General features: G+C 71.6%; 18 protein-coding genes. 10 read left to right on the top strand and 8 right to left on the bottom strand.

Annotated features, from left to right (window positions below):
• Positions 1 to 363, bottom strand: a 363-nt coding sequence (locus tag AOK08_RS02140) for a VOC family protein (RefSeq protein ID WP_479683310.1), incomplete at its 3' end; no start/stop codon positions are given.
• Between the two features lie 123 nt (positions 364 to 486).
• Positions 487 to 1,296 carry a SigB/SigF/SigG family RNA polymerase sigma factor gene (locus AOK08_RS02145; protein ID WP_055523061.1) on the bottom strand — a complete coding sequence of 270 codons (810 nt, stop codon included), beginning with the start codon at positions 1,294 to 1,296 and terminating at the stop codon, positions 487 to 489.
• A 360-nt stretch (positions 1,297 to 1,656) separates the two neighbouring features.
• Here AOK08_RS02145 and AOK08_RS02150 point away from each other — a divergent pair, with 360 nt between their 5' ends.
• Positions 1,657 to 2,214 carry a hypothetical protein gene (locus AOK08_RS02150; protein WP_055523062.1) on the top strand — a complete coding sequence of 186 codons (558 nt, stop codon included), beginning with the start codon at positions 1,657 to 1,659 and terminating at the stop codon, positions 2,212 to 2,214.
• A 109-nt stretch (positions 2,215 to 2,323) separates the two neighbouring features.
• Here AOK08_RS02150 and hemC read toward each other — a convergent pair whose 3' ends face one another.
• Positions 2,324 to 3,259 (bottom strand): hydroxymethylbilane synthase, encoded by a 936-nt coding sequence (hemC, locus tag AOK08_RS02155; RefSeq protein WP_055523064.1) that lies wholly within the window; start codon positions 3,257 to 3,259, stop codon positions 2,324 to 2,326.
• Between the two features lie 203 nt (positions 3,260 to 3,462).
• Positions 3,463 to 4,236, bottom strand: coding sequence for an SDR family oxidoreductase (locus AOK08_RS02160; protein ID WP_198539076.1), 774 nt, complete (start codon positions 4,234 to 4,236; stop codon positions 3,463 to 3,465).
• Between the two features lie 112 nt (positions 4,237 to 4,348).
• Here AOK08_RS02160 and AOK08_RS02165 point away from each other — a divergent pair, with 112 nt between their 5' ends.
• From AOK08_RS02165 to AOK08_RS02180, 4 genes are all read left to right on the top strand, one after another.
• Positions 4,349 to 5,074: a TetR/AcrR family transcriptional regulator gene (locus AOK08_RS02165; RefSeq protein ID WP_055523134.1), complete on the top strand. Its 726-nt coding sequence runs from the start codon at positions 4,349 to 4,351 to the stop codon at positions 5,072 to 5,074.
• A gap of 95 nt (positions 5,075 to 5,169) precedes the next feature.
• On the top strand, positions 5,170 to 5,550 hold the full coding sequence (locus AOK08_RS02170; RefSeq protein WP_055523066.1) for a DoxX family protein: 381 nt from the start codon (positions 5,170 to 5,172) through the stop codon (positions 5,548 to 5,550).
• Positions 5,547 to 6,011 carry a peroxiredoxin gene (locus AOK08_RS02175; RefSeq protein ID WP_055523068.1) on the top strand — a complete coding sequence of 155 codons (465 nt, stop codon included), beginning with the start codon at positions 5,547 to 5,549 and terminating at the stop codon, positions 6,009 to 6,011. Before AOK08_RS02170 ends, AOK08_RS02175 begins: the two co-directional genes overlap by 4 nt.
• A gap of 71 nt (positions 6,012 to 6,082) precedes the next feature.
• Positions 6,083 to 8,467 (top strand): ATP-binding SpoIIE family protein phosphatase, encoded by a 2,385-nt coding sequence (locus AOK08_RS02180; RefSeq protein ID WP_055523069.1) that lies wholly within the window; start codon positions 6,083 to 6,085, stop codon positions 8,465 to 8,467.
• A 40-nt stretch (positions 8,468 to 8,507) separates the two neighbouring features.
• Here the strand turns inward: AOK08_RS02180 and AOK08_RS02185 are convergent, their stop codons facing one another.
• Positions 8,508 to 8,942 (bottom strand): cupin domain-containing protein, encoded by a 435-nt coding sequence (locus AOK08_RS02185; protein ID WP_055523070.1) that lies wholly within the window; start codon positions 8,940 to 8,942, stop codon positions 8,508 to 8,510.
• A 432-nt stretch (positions 8,943 to 9,374) separates the two neighbouring features.
• Positions 9,375 to 10,196 (bottom strand): helix-turn-helix domain-containing protein, encoded by an 822-nt coding sequence (locus tag AOK08_RS02190; protein ID WP_241826778.1) that lies wholly within the window; start codon positions 10,194 to 10,196, stop codon positions 9,375 to 9,377.
• 212 nt (positions 10,197 to 10,408) lie between these two features.
• Between AOK08_RS02190 and AOK08_RS02195 the strand changes: the two genes are divergently transcribed.
• Positions 10,409 to 11,248, top strand: coding sequence for an IclR family transcriptional regulator (locus AOK08_RS02195; protein WP_063793991.1), 840 nt, complete (start codon positions 10,409 to 10,411; stop codon positions 11,246 to 11,248).
• Positions 11,249 to 11,454: 206 nt separating this feature from the next.
• Positions 11,455 to 12,456, top strand: coding sequence for a TauD/TfdA dioxygenase family protein (locus AOK08_RS02200; protein WP_055523073.1), 1,002 nt, complete (start codon positions 11,455 to 11,457; stop codon positions 12,454 to 12,456).
• Positions 12,457 to 12,482: 26 nt separating this feature from the next.
• On the opposite strand, the gene AOK08_RS02205 is transcribed toward AOK08_RS02200, so the two are convergent.
• Together AOK08_RS02205 and AOK08_RS02210 are read right to left on the bottom strand one after the other, a co-directional pair.
• Positions 12,483 to 13,514: an LLM class flavin-dependent oxidoreductase gene (locus tag AOK08_RS02205; protein ID WP_055523075.1), complete on the bottom strand. Its 1,032-nt coding sequence runs from the start codon at positions 13,512 to 13,514 to the stop codon at positions 12,483 to 12,485.
• A 139-nt stretch (positions 13,515 to 13,653) separates the two neighbouring features.
• Positions 13,654 to 14,535 carry an MHYT domain-containing protein gene (locus AOK08_RS02210; RefSeq protein WP_055523077.1) on the bottom strand — a complete coding sequence of 294 codons (882 nt, stop codon included), beginning with the start codon at positions 14,533 to 14,535 and terminating at the stop codon, positions 13,654 to 13,656.
• A 261-nt stretch (positions 14,536 to 14,796) separates the two neighbouring features.
• Between AOK08_RS02210 and AOK08_RS02215 the strand changes: the two genes are divergently transcribed.
• From AOK08_RS02215 to AOK08_RS02225, 3 genes are all read left to right on the top strand, one after another.
• Positions 14,797 to 15,924, top strand: a complete 1,128-nt coding sequence (locus AOK08_RS02215; RefSeq protein ID WP_055523079.1) for a substrate-binding domain-containing protein — start codon at positions 14,797 to 14,799, stop codon at positions 15,922 to 15,924.
• A gap of 106 nt (positions 15,925 to 16,030) precedes the next feature.
• Positions 16,031 to 17,062: a hydroxyacid dehydrogenase gene (locus AOK08_RS02220; protein WP_055523081.1), complete on the top strand. Its 1,032-nt coding sequence runs from the start codon at positions 16,031 to 16,033 to the stop codon at positions 17,060 to 17,062.
• The gene (locus AOK08_RS02225) at positions 17,059 to 18,999 is read left to right on the top strand and encodes a DUF2264 domain-containing protein (RefSeq protein ID WP_241826779.1); all 1,941 of its coding nucleotides are present in this window, start codon (positions 17,059 to 17,061) and stop codon (positions 18,997 to 18,999) included. Before AOK08_RS02220 ends, AOK08_RS02225 begins: the two co-directional genes overlap by 4 nt.
• The last annotated feature ends 43 nt before the right edge of the window (positions 19,000 to 19,042 follow it).

The following is a 19,042-nucleotide window of genomic DNA, read 5'->3' on the forward strand; positions in this document are numbered from 1 at the left end:
CAGCGCCGCCCGGCCGGGCGGGAAGGAGAGCGGCCCGACCGCCGCCGTACCCCCGCGCTCGCGGGCCCGCGCCACCGCCTCGTCGGCGCTCGGCACCGCGAAGTACGGGGTCCAGGCGACCGCCATCTGCCATACGGAGGCCACCGCGGCGATCCCCGCGACCGGCGTGCCGTCCACCACCGCGACGCGGAAGCGGTCGCCCAGGTGCGCCGCACGCCATCGCCAGCCCAGTACGGCGCTGTAGAACGACTCGGTGGCCCGTGTGTCACGGCTGGTGAGGCTCACCCAGCAGGGGGCACCGAACACTGAATGGGTCGAGGAGACGACGTCTGTCGCGCCGCTGGCATGTGAGGGGTGGTTCATCGCACTCGTGTCCTGACTTCGGAGACCGGCAGGCACCAGTCTCCGGCCGAACCCCGTTCCGGTGCCTGTCGAGTACCCCGATCGGGTCTCCCGGCACATCCCGGCAACGAGGCCGGGCGGCCCTCAGCAGGCGTCGGCGAGCCGGGACGATTCCTCGTCGAGCTCCTCACGGATGCGGGCGCAGCAGGTACTGAGCAGCCGGGACACGTGCATCTGCGAGATGCCGAGCTGCGACGCGATCCGGCTCTGGGTCATCCCGCCGTAGAACCGCAGGTAGAGGATGGTCCGCTCCCGTTCGGGCAGCGCCCGCAGACAGGGGCCGACGGCCGTGCGGTCGACGATCAGGTCGAAACCGGGATCGATTCCGCCGACGGTGTCCGTGAGCGCGTACCCGTCGGCGCGCGGCAGCTCCGCGTCCAGCGACAGCGCGGAGAAGCAGTCCAGGGCCTCCATACCGGTACGTACCTCGCTCTCGCTGAGATGCGCGCAGGAGGCGATCTCGGCGACGGTCGGCGCCCGTCCCGGGACGGTGGCGGACAGTTCCCTGGAGGCGGTACGCACCCGGTTGCGCAGATCCTGGACCCGGCGCGGCACATGCAGCGCCCACAGGTGGTCGCGGAAGTGGCGCTTGATCTCCCCGGTGACGGTCGGCACGGCGTAGGCCTCGAAGGCGGCGCCGCGCTCGGGGTCGTAGTGGTCGACGGCCTTGACGAGTCCCACGGCCGCGACCTGGTAGAGATCCTCCAAGGCCTCGCCGCGTCCCCGGAACCGGACCGCGATCCGCTCGGCCATCGGCAGCCAGGCCCTTACGAGGTCGTCCCGGAGCGCGTGGCGTTCCGGCCCCTCGGGCAGGCGGGCGAGCCGCTCGAAGTCGGCGGCCGTGTCGGGGGCGTCGTCATGCGGATGCTGTTTCGTTCTGCTGGCGCCAGGCATCGTCCGCACCTTTCTCGCGCCGGTGCTGGGCGTGCCTTCGGTCCGAAGCACTGGGGGAAGAATTCCCGCGCCGGGCGACAAGGAAACAAATCGACACAAAAGGTGACCGACCGCTGTCGGTCGATGTCCCTTCGCTCCTCGGCCGGGCGGCCCGCTGAACGCGGGTCACGACCATGCACCGGAACGTGATGTGCGGCACGCGCCCACCTGGTGTGGGACGGCCCCGCGCCGGATTTCCGCTGCACACCGCTTGATCAGTGATCAAGGGGACGAATTCGCTGGCCACAGCGCATTCCGCTCATTTGACTGTGTGCGGGGGGCAAGGATAGGAAGCAGCCATCAGAGGTCGAGAGGTGGACTGTGCACGAGCCGAACGTGGTCGGGGACTGGCACGAGTACGACGAACATGCCGGTCTGCGTGTCCGAGTCCACCGCCTGGTGGCGGCCGAACCGCCGCGCGGGCGTGACGACGCGGCGCAGGGGCTGACCTATGTCACCTTCCGGGTGACGGTCGAGAACCGCGGCGACCGGCATTTCGGCGTGCACCTGGAGGACGGCCAGATCGACATCCGGCTCGGCCCGGACGGCGAGGGCGCCTTCATCGACTGGCGGAACTCCCAGTTCATCGAGGGCTTCGACGTCCATCCGCTGCGCCGCGCCACGGCCGTCCTGTACGCGGCCGGCCCGGAAGCCTCCCTCGCGCAGATCGACGTACAGATCCAGTTGCGGGTCGAGGAGGAGTGGACCGCCCGGCACCTGTGGGTGGGCGGGATCGGCCTGCCCGAGGACCTCACCGGCACCGGCGCGCACCACGGCCCGGTCCGGGGCGGGGTCGCCCACCAGGCGAGCGACTTCCTCAAGGCGCAGCGGGACCTCAAGGAACAGCAGGACCAGAAGGGCCAGACGGAACCCACCTGAGCGGAACGCGCGTGAACGGTCGGCCGGCCCGAGCCGGCGGGCCGCGTTCGCGGTTTCCGTACGGGCCCGGTATTCCGTACGGGCCCCGCTTCCGGTCCCTCCCCGGTCCTCAGTGCGCGATGTCGTCGATCAGCTCGCGCGCGCCCTGCCGCAGCAGTGCCACCGCCACGGACGTGCCGAGCGTGGCCGGGTCGAGGCGGCCCGCCCACTCGTGGGCGTTGAGCTGAACCTTGCCGTCCGGGGTGAACACGCAGGCACGCAGCGAGAGTTCACCGCTGCGGGACACCTTCGCGTACCCGGCGATCGGGCTGTTGCAGTGCCCCTGCAGAACGTGCAGGAACATGCGCTCGGCCGTCGCCTCCCGATGTGTGTCCGGGTCTCCGAGGCCGCTGACCGCGTCGATCAGCTCGGTGTCTCCCACGCGGCACTGGAGGGCGAGGATGCCCGCGCCGATCGGCGGCATCATCGTCTCGGGGGAGAGGATCTCGCTGACCACGTCCATCCGGCCGATGCGCTCCAGACCGGACACGGCGAGGAGCAGCGCGTCCGCCTCCCCGGCCGCGAGCTTCTCCAGCCGCCGGTTGGCGTTGCCGCGGAACGGCACGCACTCCAGGTGCGGGTGGGACGCGGCCAGTTGGGCGATCCGGCGCACCGAGGACGTACCGATCCGGGTGCCCTCCGGCAACTCGTCCAGCGTGCGGCCACCCGGGTGGATCAGGGCGTCACGGATGTCGTCCCGCTTGAGGAACGCGGCGAACATCGTGCCCGCGGGGAGCGGCCGGTCGGCGGGCACGTCCTTGACGCAGTGCACCGCGAGATCGGCCTCACCGGCCAGCAGCGCGGCGTCGACCTCCTTGGTGAACGCGCCCTTGCCCTCGACCTGGGACAGATCGCCCATCCACTTGTCACCGGTCGTCTTCACGGGGACGACCTCGGTGCGCACCCGAGGATGTACGACTGCCAGTTCGGCGCGCACCCGCTCCACCTGTGCCAGGGCCATGGGCGAGTCGCGGGAGACGATACGAATCAGTTCAGGGACGGACATGCCGACACGATAGACCCTCCGGACCACCCTCCTGGCCCGAACGGGTCGCTCGGCCCGGGGAGTCGGCCCCCGGCGCGGAAATCACCGGGCGCCCCGCCCACGGCCCCACGCCGGGCGTCGGCGGCTGCTCATGGGCGGCCGTCGCAGGCCCGCCGCAGACCGTCGTCGTCCGTCGCGGACCGTCGACGGCCGTTCGCGGCGGCTCATGCGATACCTCCGTTGGCGCGCAGTATCTGGCCGTTGACCCAGCGGCCGGCCGGCCCGATCAGGAAGGACACGACCGAGGCGATGTCCTGCGGGGTGCCCAGGCGTTCCAGCGGGGGCTGGGCCGCCATGCGGGCGACGGTCTCCTCGTCCTTGCCGTCGAGGAACAGGTCGGTGGCCGTCGGTCCGGGCGCGACGGCGTTGACGGTGATGTCCCGGCCGCGCATCTCCCGGGCCAGGATCAGCGTGAGGGCCTCGACGGCGCCCTTGCTCGCCGCGTAGGCGCCGTAGCCCGGGAGGGACAGTCCGAGGACCGACGTGGAGAAGTTGACGAGCGCTCCGCCCGGCCGCAGCCGCCGTGCCGCTTCCCGGCCGACGACGAAGGTGCCCCGGATGTTGGTGCGGTGGACGGCGTCCAGCTCGTCCAGGTCGAGTTCGGACAGCGGGGACAGTGCCATCCGGCCCGCCGCGTGGACCACGGCGTCGACACCGCCGTACGTGCCCTCCGCGAGGTCGAACAGGGCGGCCACGTCGGTCTCGTCGGCGACATCGGCGCGGGCGGAGAGCGCGGTGCCGCCGGCGGCCTCGATGGCGTGCACGACCTCCGCGACGGCCTCCTTGTCGCCCGCGTAGCCGACCACCACGGTGAATCCGTCGGCGGCGAGCTGCCGGGCCGTCTGCCGTCCTATGCCGCGCGAGCCGCCGGTCACGATCGCGACGCGCGGGCCGGTGCGGGCAGTACCGGACAGGACGGTGCTGTTCTGGACGGTCATGACGGATCCCTTCGTAGCGGCGTTACGGTCGATTCGTATCGACGGTACCACGGATTCGTAGCGATGTTAAGAGGTGCTCGTAACGTCGCTACGGATGTCGTACCGTGAAGGCATGGACGCGAGAGAGAAGATCCTGGACGCCGCCGCCGAACTGCTGGCCAGGGCGTCGGCCGCCGATGTGTCGACGCGCGCCGTCTGCGAGGCCGCGGGCGTCGGGGCGCCGATGCTCTACCGGCTCTTCGGCGACAAGGCGGGACTGCTCGCCGCGGTGGTCGACCGGGGATTCGAGCAGTACCTCGCGTCCAAGCGTGCCGCCCTGCCCAGCGCCGACCCGGTCGCCGACCTCAGGCGCGGCTGGGACAACCACATGCGCTTCGCCCTCGAACACCCGAACCACTACCGCCTGATGTACTCGCCCGAACTCACCACACCCCCGGCCGCCGCGAAGGAGGCCCACGCCCTGCTGCACGGCGTGCTGGAGCGGTGCGCGGCGGCCGGGCTGCTGACCGTCCCCCCGGAGGCCGCCACCCGGGTCGTCATGGCGGCGAACGTGGGCGCGGCCCTGTCCATGCTCACCAGGCCGGAGCAGTACCCGGACATCCGCTTCGCCGCCCGCCTGCGCGACTCGGTGATCGACTCCCTCACCCGCCCCGCCGACGCCGAAGCCGATGCGGGCGAACCGCACGGCACCGGCCGAGGCGGCGCCGTACCGGCAGCGGCGGCCACCCTCGCCGCCCGGCTGCGCGCCGAACCCCCGCAGCGCCTCACCACCGTCGAGGCGGCCCTCCTCCAGCAGTGGCTGGAAACGCTCGCGGACCCAGGTGAGCCAACGGACTGACAGGGACCCGGCCGGGAGGGACAGTCGAACACCCCCCTCTCGAACTGGATTTACCGTCCAGTAGGATCGCCCGGCACACCATCCGAGGAGGAAGCGTGCCCCGGTCCCAACGCTCACCCCTGCTGCTCGCCGGACTGCTGGCCGCCGCCGGAGTCACCCACTTCGTCGCGCCCCGCACGTTCGACGCGATCGTGCCGCGCGCGCTGCCGGGGTCGCCCAGGACCTGGACGTACGCCAGTGGCGCCGCCGAACTCGCGCTGGCGGCCGGATTGGCGCTGCCGCGCACCCGGCGGATCGCCGCGCTGGCCACGGCGGGCTTCTTCGTCGGGGTGTTCCCGGCCAACGTGAAGATGGCCGTCGACTGGCGCAACCGGCCCGCCGCCCTGCGGGCCGGGGCCATCGGGCGGCTGCCGCTCCAGGTACCGCTCGTCCTGTGGGCACGCAGTGTCGCGAAGAACGGAGAGGGCCGGTCATGACAAAGGTGAACGTCGGCGACAAGATCGAGGACTTCGAGCTGCCCGACGAGAGCGGAGCGCCGCGCCGGCTGTCCGAACTGCTCGCCGACGGGCCGATCGTCCTCTTCTTCTACCCTGCCGCCCTGACCCCCGGCTGCACGGCCGAGGCCTGCCACTTCCGGGACCTGGCCGCCGAGTTCGCCGCCGTCGGCGCCCGGCCGGTCGGGATCAGCGGGGACTCCGTCGACCGCCAGCAGGAGTTCGCGCAGAGCCACACCCTCGGCATGCCGCTGCTCTCGGACGCCGACGGAAAGGTCCGTGAGCTGTTCGGTGTGAAGCGCGGGTTCTCGATGATGCCCACCAAGCGGGTCACCTTCGTCATGGCCCAGGACCGGACGGTCCTGGAGGTGGTGACGAGCGAGCTGCGGATGAACACGCACGCGGACCGCGCCCTCGCCGCACTCCGCGCCCACAAGGGCTGACGCCCGCCCCCGCCCCACCCCACCGGCCGCCGGGGTTGATGCTCCGGGATCCAGGGACCATCCTGGGGCGTATGAAACAAGTCGCCGCCGCGGTGATCATCGATGCCCGAGGCATGGTGACGGGGTGGAGCGAGGGCGCCCGGCGGCTCACGGGGTACGCGGCCGAGGCCGTCGTCGGACGTCCGGCCGCCGAACTCCTCGCCGAGGACCCGCCGCCGACGGCGATGGCCGAGCAGGCCGGAGTGATCGCGCTCCGGCACCGGGACGGCCACCGCCTCGCACTCACCGTCAGCGCGTGCCCCGTACCGGGCGAGGACGGCGAGGCGCGCGGATTCGTCGTCACCGCCCTCCCCGGACCGGCGGTGACCGCACCGGCGGCGCCCGGGCCGGCCGCTGCCGCGCAGGAGCCCGCCTCGCTCGAACGGGCCATCCGGCAGGCCTCCGTGTCGATGTCCGCCCTCGACGCGAACGAGCGCTACACCTGGCTCAACGACGCCGCCTGCGCGGTGATGGGGACCGACGAACAGGCTCTGGTCGGGAAGTTCTACGCCGACCGGAACATCGTGCCCGACGACAAGATCAGCCAGGGGTTCCTGACCAACCTGCGCGAGGTCCTTCGCACAGGTGTCCCCGTTCGTTACGAGACCTTCGGCAAGGACGCGGACGACGGCCGGGAACGCGCCTGGAGCCTGGAGATGTGGCCGGTGCGCGACGACCTGGGCGCCGTCGTCCAGGTGGGCATCGCCGCGTTCGACAGCAGCGAACAGCACTGGGCACGGCGGCGGCTCGCCCTGCTCAACGAGGCGGCGGCGGCCATCGGCACCACCCTCGACGTGGTCCGCACCGCCGAGGAACTCGTCGAGATCGCCGTGCCCCGGTTCGCCGACTTCGTCAGCGTCGACCTGCTCGACTGGGTGCTCGGCGCGGACGAGCCCGCCGGCGCACAGGCCGACGAGGTCGTCCTGCGCAGGGTCGCCCACGGCTCCGTCACCGAAGGCACGCCGGAGGCCGTCGTCCCGCTGGGTGCGAAGGACACCTATCTGCCGTTCACCGCGCCCGTGCGGGCGATCGCGGAGGGCAGGGCGGTCATCGGGCGGGCCGGTGAGCGGGCGTTCGACGACTGGGTCGCGGAGCGCAACTCCCGTGAGCCCGTCGGCCGCCCGTACCGCAAGGGCGTCCACTCCATGGTCACCGCGCCGCTGAGGGCCCGTGGGACCACCCTGGGCGTCGCGGTCTTCCTGCGCATCGGCTGTCCCGACCCGTACACGCAGGACGACGTCGTCCTCGCCGAGGAACTGGCCAGCCGCGCCGCCGTCTGTGTCGACAACGCCCGCCGCTTCGCCCGTGAGCGCACGACCGCGCTGGCCCTCCAGCACAGCCTGCTGCCCCGTGGGCTGCCCGGCCAGGCGGCCGTCGAGGTCGCCCACCGCTATCTGCCCTGCGGATCGGTGGCCGGTATCGGCGGCGACTGGTTCGACGTCATCCCGCTGTCCGGCAGCCGGGTCGCCCTCTGCGTCGGTGACGTCGTCGGGCACGGCATCCAGTCCTCCGCGACCATGGGACGGCTCCGTACGGCCGTACGGACCCTCGCGGACGTCGATCTGCCGCCGGACGAACTCCTCACCCACCTCGACGACCTGGTGACCCATCTGGCCGACGAGGAGGACAGCGACGAGGTCGCCGAACTGGGCGCCACCTGCCTCTACGCCGTGTACGACCCGGTCTCGCGCAGGCTGACCCTCGCCTCCGCCGGACACCCGCCGCCGGCCGTCGTGCCGCCCGGCGGCGCCGCGGAGCTGATCGAGGTGACGGCGGGACCACCGCTCGGGGTCGGCGGCCTGCCCTTCGAGGCGACCGAGCTGACCCTGCCCGAGGGGTCGCTGCTCGCCCTCTACACGGACGGCCTGATCGAGGACCGCGACCGGGACATCGATCACGCCATCGCCGAGCTGTGCCGCGCCCTGGACCTGCCGGGCGCCTCGCTCGACGCCGTGTGCGACGCGGTGCTCAAGGCCGTGCTGCCCGAGCAGCCCGGCGACGACGTGGCCCTGCTGCTCGCCCGTACGCACGCGCTGGGCACCGGACGGGTCGCCACCTGGGACGTCCCGCCGGACCCCGCGCACGTGGCCGTCACCCGCCAGGCCGCCGTGGAGCAACTGGCCGCCTGGGGGCTGGAGGAGGAGGCCTTCGTCACCGAACTCGTCGTCAGCGAGCTGGTCACCAACGCCATCCGGTACGGCGAACCGCCCATTCAGCTCCGGCTGATCCGGGACCGCGCCCTCATCGTCGAGGTGTCCGACGGGTGTTCCACCTCACCGCACCTGCGCCGTGCGCACGTCTACGACGAGGGCGGCCGTGGTCTCCTGCTCGTCGCCCAGCTCACCCAGCGCTGGGGCAGCCGCCAGACGGGCACCGGCAAGACGATCTGGGCGGAGCAGCCCTTGCCGGCGGAGTGACCCGGTCGGACGACGGCAGCCCGACCGGGCCCGGCGGCCGTCACTGGAAGCCGCACCCTGGGTTCGGCGCGTCCTCGGAGAAGGGCGAGCCGTGCGGCAGTACGTACAGGATGTCGAGTACGACGGGTGTGCAGCCGAGATTCTGGCCCAGGTGGATGTTCCCGGGACCGGCCGGCTCAAGGATGGTGCTGCCCTGCGGATACACACCGTCGGACGCGCAGGTGGAGTCGAAGTGGCTGAGGGTGCCCTGCTTGATGATTCCGTAGAGGGGGCCGTCGTGGTAGTGCCAGCCGGTGCCCTGGCCCACGGGGATGGTGACCTCCCGCCAGGTGTAGTCGGTGTGGCCGATGGTCGTCCGGGAGATCGTCCGGCCCGAGACTCCCGGTCCGGGTGGTGTGGCCCGGGCCGTGCCGCAGACGAGGACCGCGGTGACCGTGAGAGCTCCGGCCGTGATGGTGCGAAGCGGTTTGCGCATGGTGGGGTCCCCTCGACGGCACGGGAATGAGCGCGTCATGACAGGTCGGGGCGATCCTAGAGGCGCCGCGATACGGCGGAAAGAGGCAGCGGCGCCTGTGGACAGAACCCGTCGGTCACGTCGGTGACCGCTCGTCAATCACGTACCGCCGGTCACCGTTGTTCCGGAACGGGGGGCCGGTTTCAGCCGGTCGGGTGAGGTGCCGTCGGCGTCCGGAAATGGGCCGGGACGGGACTGTGGCGGCCATTTGTGACCTGATTCACCGTGCGCGGAAGAGAACAAACTCCGGATGCCCCGGCGTGAGCCGAATCCGGACAACAACTCTTCCGGAAGAGCGGAAAGGGGCTCGTAGTTCGTTGTTCCCGGGCCCGGAACGCGAACCTAGTATGTTACCTGCGAGTTTAGTTCTGGTCGGTTACGGCGGTGCGAACGCTAATTCCGTGGATTTTCGCCGCGCCGGAATGCGCCGGGCGTCATGTTGACCCTGCGTGCGAAGAACTTGCCGAAGTTTGTGACTTCGGTGAACCCGAGTTGGCGTGCGATCGCGCCGAGGGGCAGGTCCGTGTGTAAAAGCAGGCGCTTCGCCTCCAGGGCGACGCGTGCGTCGATCATGTCCTTGGTGGAGGCGCCGGCGGTGACGCGGCAGGCCCGGGACAGGGTGCGCGGCGCGCAGTTGAGCGCGGCGGCGTAGTCCTCGACCAGCCGCGTCGTGCGGTAGGAGGCCTCCAGTTCGCGCCGGAAACGCAGAAACAGCTCGCCGTTCTCGTCGGAGGGGGCGTCGGCCTCCGCCTGGTCCGCGCGGCGGCGGCTGCGGCACATCTGGTCGATGTGCAGGAGTGTGACGGCCAGCAGATGCTTCAGGATGTCCTCGCAGGGCCCCTGGTCGGACCGTTCGAACTCGTCCCGCATCAGGGCCAGCACCCGCCGGAGTCCGGCCGGTTCGTCATCACGGAGCCGCCAGTGGCAGGGGCGCAGAACGTCGTCGAGCATTCCCATCGTGGCGTGCATCCGCAACGGAAATGTCTCGGTGAACATGACAAGAAGGGCTTCCATGTCCGTCACCGCCGCGAACTGGATCACCTGGTTCGGCCGGATCCACAAGACGGATCCCGCGCGGCACGAGTAACGTGTGGAGTCGATCGTGAGGTCGCCGTTTCCCGCCTCGACCAGCATGAGCTGGTGGTAGGCGAGCCGGTGGGGAGAGGTGTCGAAGTCCTTACGGACCTTGGCGCGCGCCTCGCTGAGTGAGGTCATGGCAATGCCTGCCCCCGGGCTGCGGACGGGGGCGTACGGAACTACCGGGATCGGTAGCGAAGTGAAATCGACCATGAGCGTTCCGGAATCGACCTTTCGTAAGCTACTTTAAACCTCAATCATAGGTGTGGCCGCCCGTGGCCGGATCACGTCCGGCCCATGCACGAGTAAGTCTCCCCCCACAATGTGCAGGTGAAGGGAAGTAGACGGGATTGACCACCCACCCCGGCGCCCCCGAGCGCTCGGTCGTCGACCGGACGCTCAGCATTCTCGGCGTGTTCGACCGCGACAACCGCATTCTGACGCTGAGTGACATCAGCCGGCGCTCCGGTCTTCCGGTCGCCACGGCCCACCGCATCGTCAACAAGCTCCATGGCTGGGGCGCACTGGAACGAGGAGAAGGGGGCGGCTACAGCATCGGCCTGAGACTGTGGGAGACGGCCACGCTGGCACCCCGCTACTCGGGCCTGGCCGAGGCCGCGCAGTCCCATCTCGTGGAACTCCGCGAACAGTCCGGCGGCGCGACGGTTCTCGCCCTGCGTGACGGGAAGGAGAGCATGTGCCTCTCCTTCCTCTCCGACGACCCCGGTCTCACGACCCCTTGGGGACAACCCGGTTCCAGGCTTCCCCTGCACGTCACAGCCACCGGTCTGGCCCTGCTGGCGCACGCGAGTGCCGTACTGCAGGACGAGTTGTGCGCCGGCCCGTTGCCCGCGTACACCTCCACCACCGTCACCGACGGCGCCACTCTGAGGAATCAACTGCGCCGGATCAAGCGCGAGGGGTACGCGATCATGTGCGACACCCTGCGCGAGGGCCGGGGAGCGGTCGCGGCCCCGGTGCGCAACGCGCGCGGCACGGTGGTGGCGTCCGTCGGTGTCGTCGGCCCGGCGAACATGCTCCAGCCGTCCCGCCTGGTCCCGCTGGTCGTGGCCACGGCCGAGGCGATCTCCCAGGAGGCCCGGAGGGACGGATGGCGGACGGTCCACGCGAAGTCCGACGCGCCCGCCGCGCCGGAGCCCGCGCCGGTGCCCGCGCCGGTGCCCTGGTGAGCGGATCCCGGGGAGCCGGTGAGCGGTTCCCCGGGACACCGGCCACGGCGTACCGGCGGGTGGCGAACCGGGCCTCCGGCTGAGCCCCACGCCCGGTCGTCACCTCTGTCGTCACGCCCGGTCACCATGCCCGGCCGTCATGTCGGCCGGGATACTGGCCCGGTCACCGGCGAGACCGACACGACCGGCCCACGATCGGAGCACGCATGAGTCCGGACCGCACCACCCACGGCGAAGTGTCCTCGGCCGCACAGGAGTTGGAGGAGGCGAACGCCGCCGGTGTGGAGGTGCGGCCCGTCGCGGGGCACATCGGCGCCGAGATCTCGGGAGTCGACCTGAGCGAGCCCCTCGACGACACCGTGGTCGCGGCGATCAGGGCGGCCGTCCTGCGCTGGAAGGTGGTGTTCCTCCGAGGCCAGCGGCTGGACCACGCCGGGCACATCTCCTTCGCCCGCCGGTTCGGCGAGCCCGTCGTCCTCGGCCGGCGCGGCGGCGCCTCACCGCCCGGCTTCCCGGAGATCGAGACGACCGCCGACCGGCTGGAACTGGGCGGACGTTACGGCATGGAGCACGCCGAGTGGCTGGAACGGCGCCGCCACTCCCTGCTGCGCGGCTGGCACTGCGACCACGGCGCCCGTATCGACCCGCCCGCCGCCACGATCCTGCGCGCCGAGACCGTACCGCCGTACGGAGGCGACACCACCTGGTCCAACCTGGCCGCCGCGTACGCCGGGCTCTCCGCGCCCGTACGGGAGTTCGTGGACGGCCTGCGGGCCGAGCACCGGCTCGGCGTCGGCTACCAGGCGCGGCCCGGCGACGACGCGTACCTTCGGCATCTGCTGGACCATCAGATCGCCTCGGTGCACCCGCTGGTGCGCGTCCACCCGGAGACGGGGGAGCGGGTGCTGTTCGTCAACGGCTACTACCTGGAGCAGATCACGGACGTCTCCCGGGCGGAGAGCCGGCTGCTCCTGGAACTGCTCCTCGAACAGGCGACCAGGCCCGAGTACACGGTCCGTTTCCGCTGGGAGCCCGGCAGCGTCGCCTTCTGGGACAACCGGGCGACCATTCACCTCGCGCCCGGCGACAACGCCCACCTCGGCCACCCCCGGGTCATGCACCGCGTGATGCTGGCCGGTGACATCCCGGCCGGCGTGGACGGCCGGCCGTCGGAGCCGGTCACCGGCACCGAACCCGGGCGGTGGTGAGCGGCGTAGGTGAGGCTTTTGGGGCCTCAGCCGGTGGCCGGGGACCAGCCCAGGGCGGGGCCGAGCCGGGTCGCGATGTCCGTGAGGATCTGGACGTAGTCCTCGTGCTCGAAGGTGAACGGCAGCGCGAAGGCCACCTCGTCGATCTCCTGGAACGCGACGTGCGCGTACAGGAGTTCGGCGATCTCGGCGGAGGTGCCGACGAGGTCCGGCGCGAACATCAGCCGCGCGGGACCCTGCGGTGCCGCGGTCCTCGGCAGCCGCTTCGCCGCGTACTCCTCGTACTTCGCGCGCTGCCCGGGGGTGGCGCTGTCGGTGGGGATCACCACGAGCCCCTGGGAGACCCGGGCCCGGTCGCCGTCCGGATGGGCGGCCCGGAAGGCCCGGACGCCCGCGAGCTGGATCTCGGCGAAGTCGTACGAGTCCTCGTCCCCCTCCGCCTTGACGACACTGCTGGTCAGGAAGTTCATGCCGTGCTCACCGGCCCACCGCGCCGACCGCAGACTCCCGCCGCCGTACCACATCCGGTTGCCGAGCCCCGGGGAATGCGGCTGGACGCGGTCCGAGAACACCTCGAACCCCTCGACCCCGCTGAAGTCGCTGGCCGTCTTCCCGCGTACGAGGTCCAGCAACCGCTCCACGCGCCGGTAGCCGAAGTCCTCGGCATCCGCCGTGTCGGGGTACAGGGCGCCCTTGACCTGGTCGTAGTGCATCGGCGGACCCACGCTCAGCCCCGGGTTGAGCCGGCCGCCGGAGAGGATGTCGACGGTCGCCAGGTCCTCCGCCAGCCGCAGCGGGTTCTCCCAGCCCAACGGGATGACCGCGGTGCCCAGTTCGATCCGCCGGGTGCGCTGCGAGGCCGCCGCGAGAACGGCCACGGGGGAGGAGATCCCGTACTGGAGATGGCGGTGGCGCAGCCAGGCGCTGTCGAAGCCCAGCCGCTCACCCAGCTCGATGATCTCCAGCGTCGACTCGTGCCCCGCCCGAGGGTCGTTCGCGTCGAACAGTCCGATGGTGAGAAAGCCCAGCTTGCGCAGCGGCTGCGAGGGGGACGGCACGCGCTCCTCCAACAATCGTCGTACGGACGTTCACGCTACGTCGATTGTGCCAGCCGGCCGGGTCGGCGGGCCGGGTCGGCGGGCCGGAGGGGCGGGCCGGCCACCTTGTCCTCGGCCACCGGAGCGCCGTGGCGATGCCTTACGGGCGGCGGTCCGTCCAGGGCGGCGCCGGGGTCCGCTGCCCGCCGGGAGCGGGCTGTCCGATGTCCCGGACCGCCGACTGCCTGGGAATGCGCGGCAGTTGCTGCTCGGGCCGCAGCAGGGAACTCGCTCCGCGCCGTTCCCCGTTGCCCGTCACCAGCAGCGGGTCGAACATCACCACGACCGAGGCCAGCAGCAGGAAGATCACCGGGCCGATCAGCATCGGCAGCAGCAATGAGGTCGGTGAGTCGCCGGACCAGGTGTTCTGGGACTTCTCGTGCAGATGCACGCTGACCGCGGCCATGCCCGTGTAGTGCATACCGCTGACCGCCACACCCATCACCAGACTGGCGCCGAGGCTGGTCAGGAAGCCCTGGATGGAGACCGCCGCCCACAGCGCGGCGGTCGCGGCGACGATGGCGATCACCACGGAGATCGCCACGGTCGTCGTGTTGTACCGGATCGTTCCGTTGAGCGTGAGCGCCGCCATGCCGAGGTAGTGCATCGCGGCGACACCGAGACCGGTCACGACGCCGGCGGCGGAGAGCGCTACAGGCGTGGCGCCCCGGTAGCCGACGACGAACACGCCGATACCGACGACGACGATCGCGACGGCGAGGCTGATGACCGTCAGCCCGGTGTCGTAGCGGACCGCGCTCTCCTCGACCTGGAATCCGATCATCGCGATGAAGTGCATGGTCCAGATTCCGCACCCGATGGCCGTCGCCCCCAGCGCCAGCCAGCCCTGCCTCCAAGAGTCCTGGTTGAGCAGCGATCTGACCACGCAGCGCAGGCCCAGGGCGCTTCCCAGGCAGGCCATGATGTAGGCGGCCACGGGCGTGACCAGCCCGTAGCTGAACCCGTCGATCGTTCCTTGCATGTGCTGAGTCCCCCCAAGGCGCAACATGTTGAATGGTGAAATTCTCGCGTCAAGCGCGAACAAAGCAAGCGGTTACCGCCAGTACTCGGCGACTTTCTTTGAACCTTGGTCAAGATCGGTCGACATGAGATGAGATTTCGGACGGAATATCTCGCTCCGGTCGTGTCGCTGACATTCGACTGACTGATCGCTAAGCTGCACGGCCAAGCGATCAAACGAACATTCCGGTATGCGGATCCGGCCGCGAAGGGGGCGAACGGTATGCGGGAGCCGGTCGAAGTGAGGCGGCAGCGGATCCTGGCCGCCGTGCGGGCGCGGGGCGCGGCCAGGGTGACCGATCTCGCCGCCGAGCTGGAGGTCTCGGTCGTCACCGTCCGCCGGGACGTGGAGGAACTCGCCCGGGAGGGCAGGCTCCGGCGCGGCCACGGCATCGCCCGCTCCATCCTCCCCGCACCCGACACCGGGCCCGCGGCGGTCACCGCTTCCGGGGACGGCGACACCGTCGCCCTGGTCGTGCCCGCCCGCCACTCCTATCTCTACGAGGCCCTGCACGGCGCCCGCCCGGTCCTGGAGGAAGCAGGTGTGCGCATCGCGCTGCACATCGCCCCGCAGGCAGCCGGCGCCGAACAGGCCCTGGTGGAGCGGGCGTTGGCGGACGGTGCCAGAGGTGTGCTGATCGCTCCCCGCTGGCGCACCCTGGCCGCCGAGGAGGCCGACGCCGAGTGGCTGTGCGGGCTCGGCGTACCGACCGTCCTGATGGAGCGCAGACCACGACCCGGCAGCGCGCTGCACGCCCTGGACTCGGTCTGCTCCGACCACTGGTACGGCGCCCTTCTCGCCGTCGAACACCTGGTGGACCTCGGCCATCGCAGAGTTGTCTTCGCCCTCCGCGACGACAGCCCCACCGCACGGGCCCTGCGCGCGGCCGTCACCGGGATCGCCGGTGCGCATCCGGGGCTCGACGCCTGGACCCTCACCCTCAGTTCGTCCGACGGGGGCCCCGACTGCACGGCCGTCGACCTGCCCGGCGTGCTGCGCGACCTGGGCGCCACGGCGTGCCTGCTGCACGGTGACGTGGACGCGCTGATGCTGGTGCAGGACCTGGCCGCGCACGGTGTCCGGGTGCCGGAGGACTGCTCGGTCGTCGCGTACGACGATGTCGTGGCCGCCCTCGGTGGCATCCCCCTCACCGCCGTCGCCCCGCCCAAGGCGGAGGTCGGGCGGGCCGCCGCCGAACTGCTCCTGCACCGGCTGCGGGACCCGCGCGGCAGCGGAGTGGCGCCGGCGCGGCGGATCGAGCTGCTGCCGGAGCTGAAGGTGCGCGGATCGACACGGGCGCTGACCTCTCCGGCGTCGACCGTCGCGGGGTCGGTGCATGCCGACGAGTGAGCGTTTGATCGCTTAACTTTCTTCTGATCGTTCTATTGACCGTTTTCCTTGCGCCGATCAGGATTTCCGTGCCGGAGTTCCCGACTTCAAGGAGTGACCGACCCGTATGAGAGTGTCCTCGCCGGGCCCCGGTTTCCGTCCCCGTGCGGCCCTCGCCATGTCCCAGGAGGCCGCCGACGCCGTCCTCGGCCCCGCCTCGCTGGCCGCCCTCGCCGCCGTCTGCGACCTCGCTCCGCTCCCGGTCCTCGACGACCTCCGCACGGACCGCGCCCGCGGGATCCTCGCCGACGCCGACCTTCTCGTCACCGGCTGGGGCTGCCCCGTACTCGACGCCGAAGTCCTCGCGTCGGCGCCCCGGTTGCGGGCGGTGGTGCACGCGGCAGGCAGCGTCCGGCCGCATGTCACCGACGCCTGCTGGGAGCGCGGCATCGAGGTGTCGTCGGCCGCCGCCGCCAACGCACTGCCTGTTGCCGAGTACACCCTCGCGATGATCCTGCTCACCGGCAAACAGGTCCTGGAACGGGCCCGCGCCTACGCCACCACCCGTACCCGCGACAACTGGCTGCGCACCTCCCGCACGATCGGCAACCACCACCGGACCGTGGGAATCGTCTCCGCCTCGCTGACCGGCCGCCGCGTCATCGAACTGCTGCGGCCCCACGACTTCGACGTCCTCCTGTACGACCCGTACGTCACCGCCGCCGACGCGGCCGAACTCGGAGTCGAACGCGTGGAGCTGGACGCCCTGTTCGCCCGCTCCGACACGGTCAGCCTGCACACCCCGCTGCTGCCCGCCACCCAGGGTCTGGTGAGCCGAGCCCTGCTCGACACCATGCGTCCCGGCGCCGTACTCATCAACACCGCGCGCGGCGGCGTCGTAGACCAGGACGCCCTCACCGACGCCGTCCGGGACCGCCGTGTCCGCGCCGTCCTCGATGTCACCGACCCCGAAGTCCTGCCGCCCGACCATCCGTTGTGGGACTGCCCCGACGCATTCCTCACCCCCCACCTCGCCGGCTCCCAGGGCAACGAGTGGCGCCGCCTCGCGGAACTCGCCGTCGCCGAGACGGAGCACTGGGCATCCGGCGCGGGATTCCGCCATCCCGTACGACGCGAAAGGCTGGCCTTCCTCGCATGAGCAGCAAGACCCGGACCAACAGCGGGGGCATGTCCCGCAGCAGGGGCATCCCCTTCGAACTCCCGCCCGAGGACCGCGAGTCGAGCCCCCGCACCGGCTACACCCGGGCCCACTGGGAGGCCGTGGCGGACGGGCTGCTGGCCGCCGCGTGGCGCTGGAGCACCCCCGGCGGTGCCCTCCTCGACCTGCCCGGCGCCCCGTCACGCTCGGGGGTGCGCTCCGACGGGCTCGAAGGCTACGCCCGCACCTTCCTGGCTGCCGCCTTCCGCGTGGCGGGCGCCGGCGGGGACGACCCGCACGGCTGGCTCGACCGGTACGCCGAGGGCCTCACGGCGGGCACCCGCACCCCCGGCCGCGACGACACCGAGTCCTGGCCGCTGATCCTCGACCACGACGTGCAGGGCCAGCCGATGGTCGAGTCGGCCTCCGTCGCCCTCGGGCTGCGGCTGACGGCGCCCTGGCTGTGGAAACGGCTCGACCCCGCCGTACAGGACCGGGCGGAGAACTGGCTGCGCGGCTCGCTGCGCCACACGCCCGCCCCGAACAACTGGTACCTCTTCCCCTTCACCGTCGCCGGATTCCTGGAGTCCGTCGGACGCGGCGACGCGGAGACGGCCCGCGCGCGTGAACGGGCCCTGGAACTGCTGGAGACCTGGTACCGGGGCGACGGCTGGTACGCCGACGGCGACGGCCGCGCCTTCGACCACTACAACGGCTGGGCCCTGCACCTCTACCCGGTGCTCGACGCCCATCTCGGCGACGACCGGGAACTGTCCGCCCTGTACGGCCCCCGTCTGCGTGACCACCTCACCGGCTTCGCGCTGATGTTCGGTGGGGACGGTGCCCCGATCCACTTCGGCCGCTCCCTGTCGTACCGCTTCGCCGCCTCCGCCGCCGTCGGCCTCGGCGCCCTCACCGGCCACACCCCGCTCACCCCGGGCACCGGCCGCCGCCTGATCAGCGGCAGCCTCCGTCACTTCCTGGACAGGGGCGCCCTGACCGACGACGGCCTGCTGACCCTCGGCTGGCACGGCCCGCACCCGGCCACCCTCCAGACCTACTCGGGCCCCGCGTCCCCGTACTGGGCCTCGAAGGCCTTCGTATCCCTGCTCGCCCCCGCCGACGCCCCGCTGTGGACGGCCCGTGAGGAGTCCGCACCGGTCGAGGACGCCGACCGGGTCCTCGCGCTGCCCGCACCGGGGCTGCTGGTGCAGTCGACCCGCGCGGACGGGATCGTACGGCTGCACAACCACGGCAGTGACCACGTCCGCCCGCACGAGGGCGAGACGGCGGCCGAGGACGACCCGCACTACGGCCGCCAGGCCTATTCGACGCACTCCGGCCCGACGGCCCTCGCCAACGTCGCCGACAACCACCTCTCCGTGGAGATCGCCGGCCGGGGGAGTGTGCGCCGCCGTATCCACCCGCTGGGCGCGGGCCACGGCGACGGCTGGGGCTGGGCCGCCTCCTGGCACCGCCCCGTCTTCACCTCCGGGCCGCCCATGGTGCCGGGGCTGAAGCTGGAAAGCGTCACGGTGGTACGAGGCCGCCACGAACTGCGCGTCCACCGTGTGACCGGCGCTCCGGCCGGGTCCCGCGTCACCCACACGGGCTGGGCGACGGGCCCCGAGGAGACGGTGAGGTCCGCGCTGCACGGCCTGCACGGCTGGACCCCGGACCCGGAGGAGGCTCGCGCCCCACAGGGCACCGCCTACACCCGCTGGGCCCTGGTCCCACGCCTGACCGGCGAGACCACCCCCGGCGGCATCTCACTCCACGTGGCCCTGGCGACGCTCACGGCGGACCCGGAACCCTTTATGCCGGGGCAGGTGGTCGCGGGCGTCGAGGTTACCGGCACAGCGATCGAGGTCCACTGGACGGGGGACGGCACCCGAACGAGGATCACCTTCGAACCCCTGACCGTGCAGCACGGCTAGCTGTAAAGGGGCGCGGGGAACTGCGCGACCGGCCCCCACCGAC

The organism is Streptomyces graminilatus, assembly GCF_001418565.1.
Classification (GTDB): domain Bacteria; phylum Actinomycetota; class Actinomycetes; order Streptomycetales; family Streptomycetaceae; genus Streptomyces; species Streptomyces graminilatus.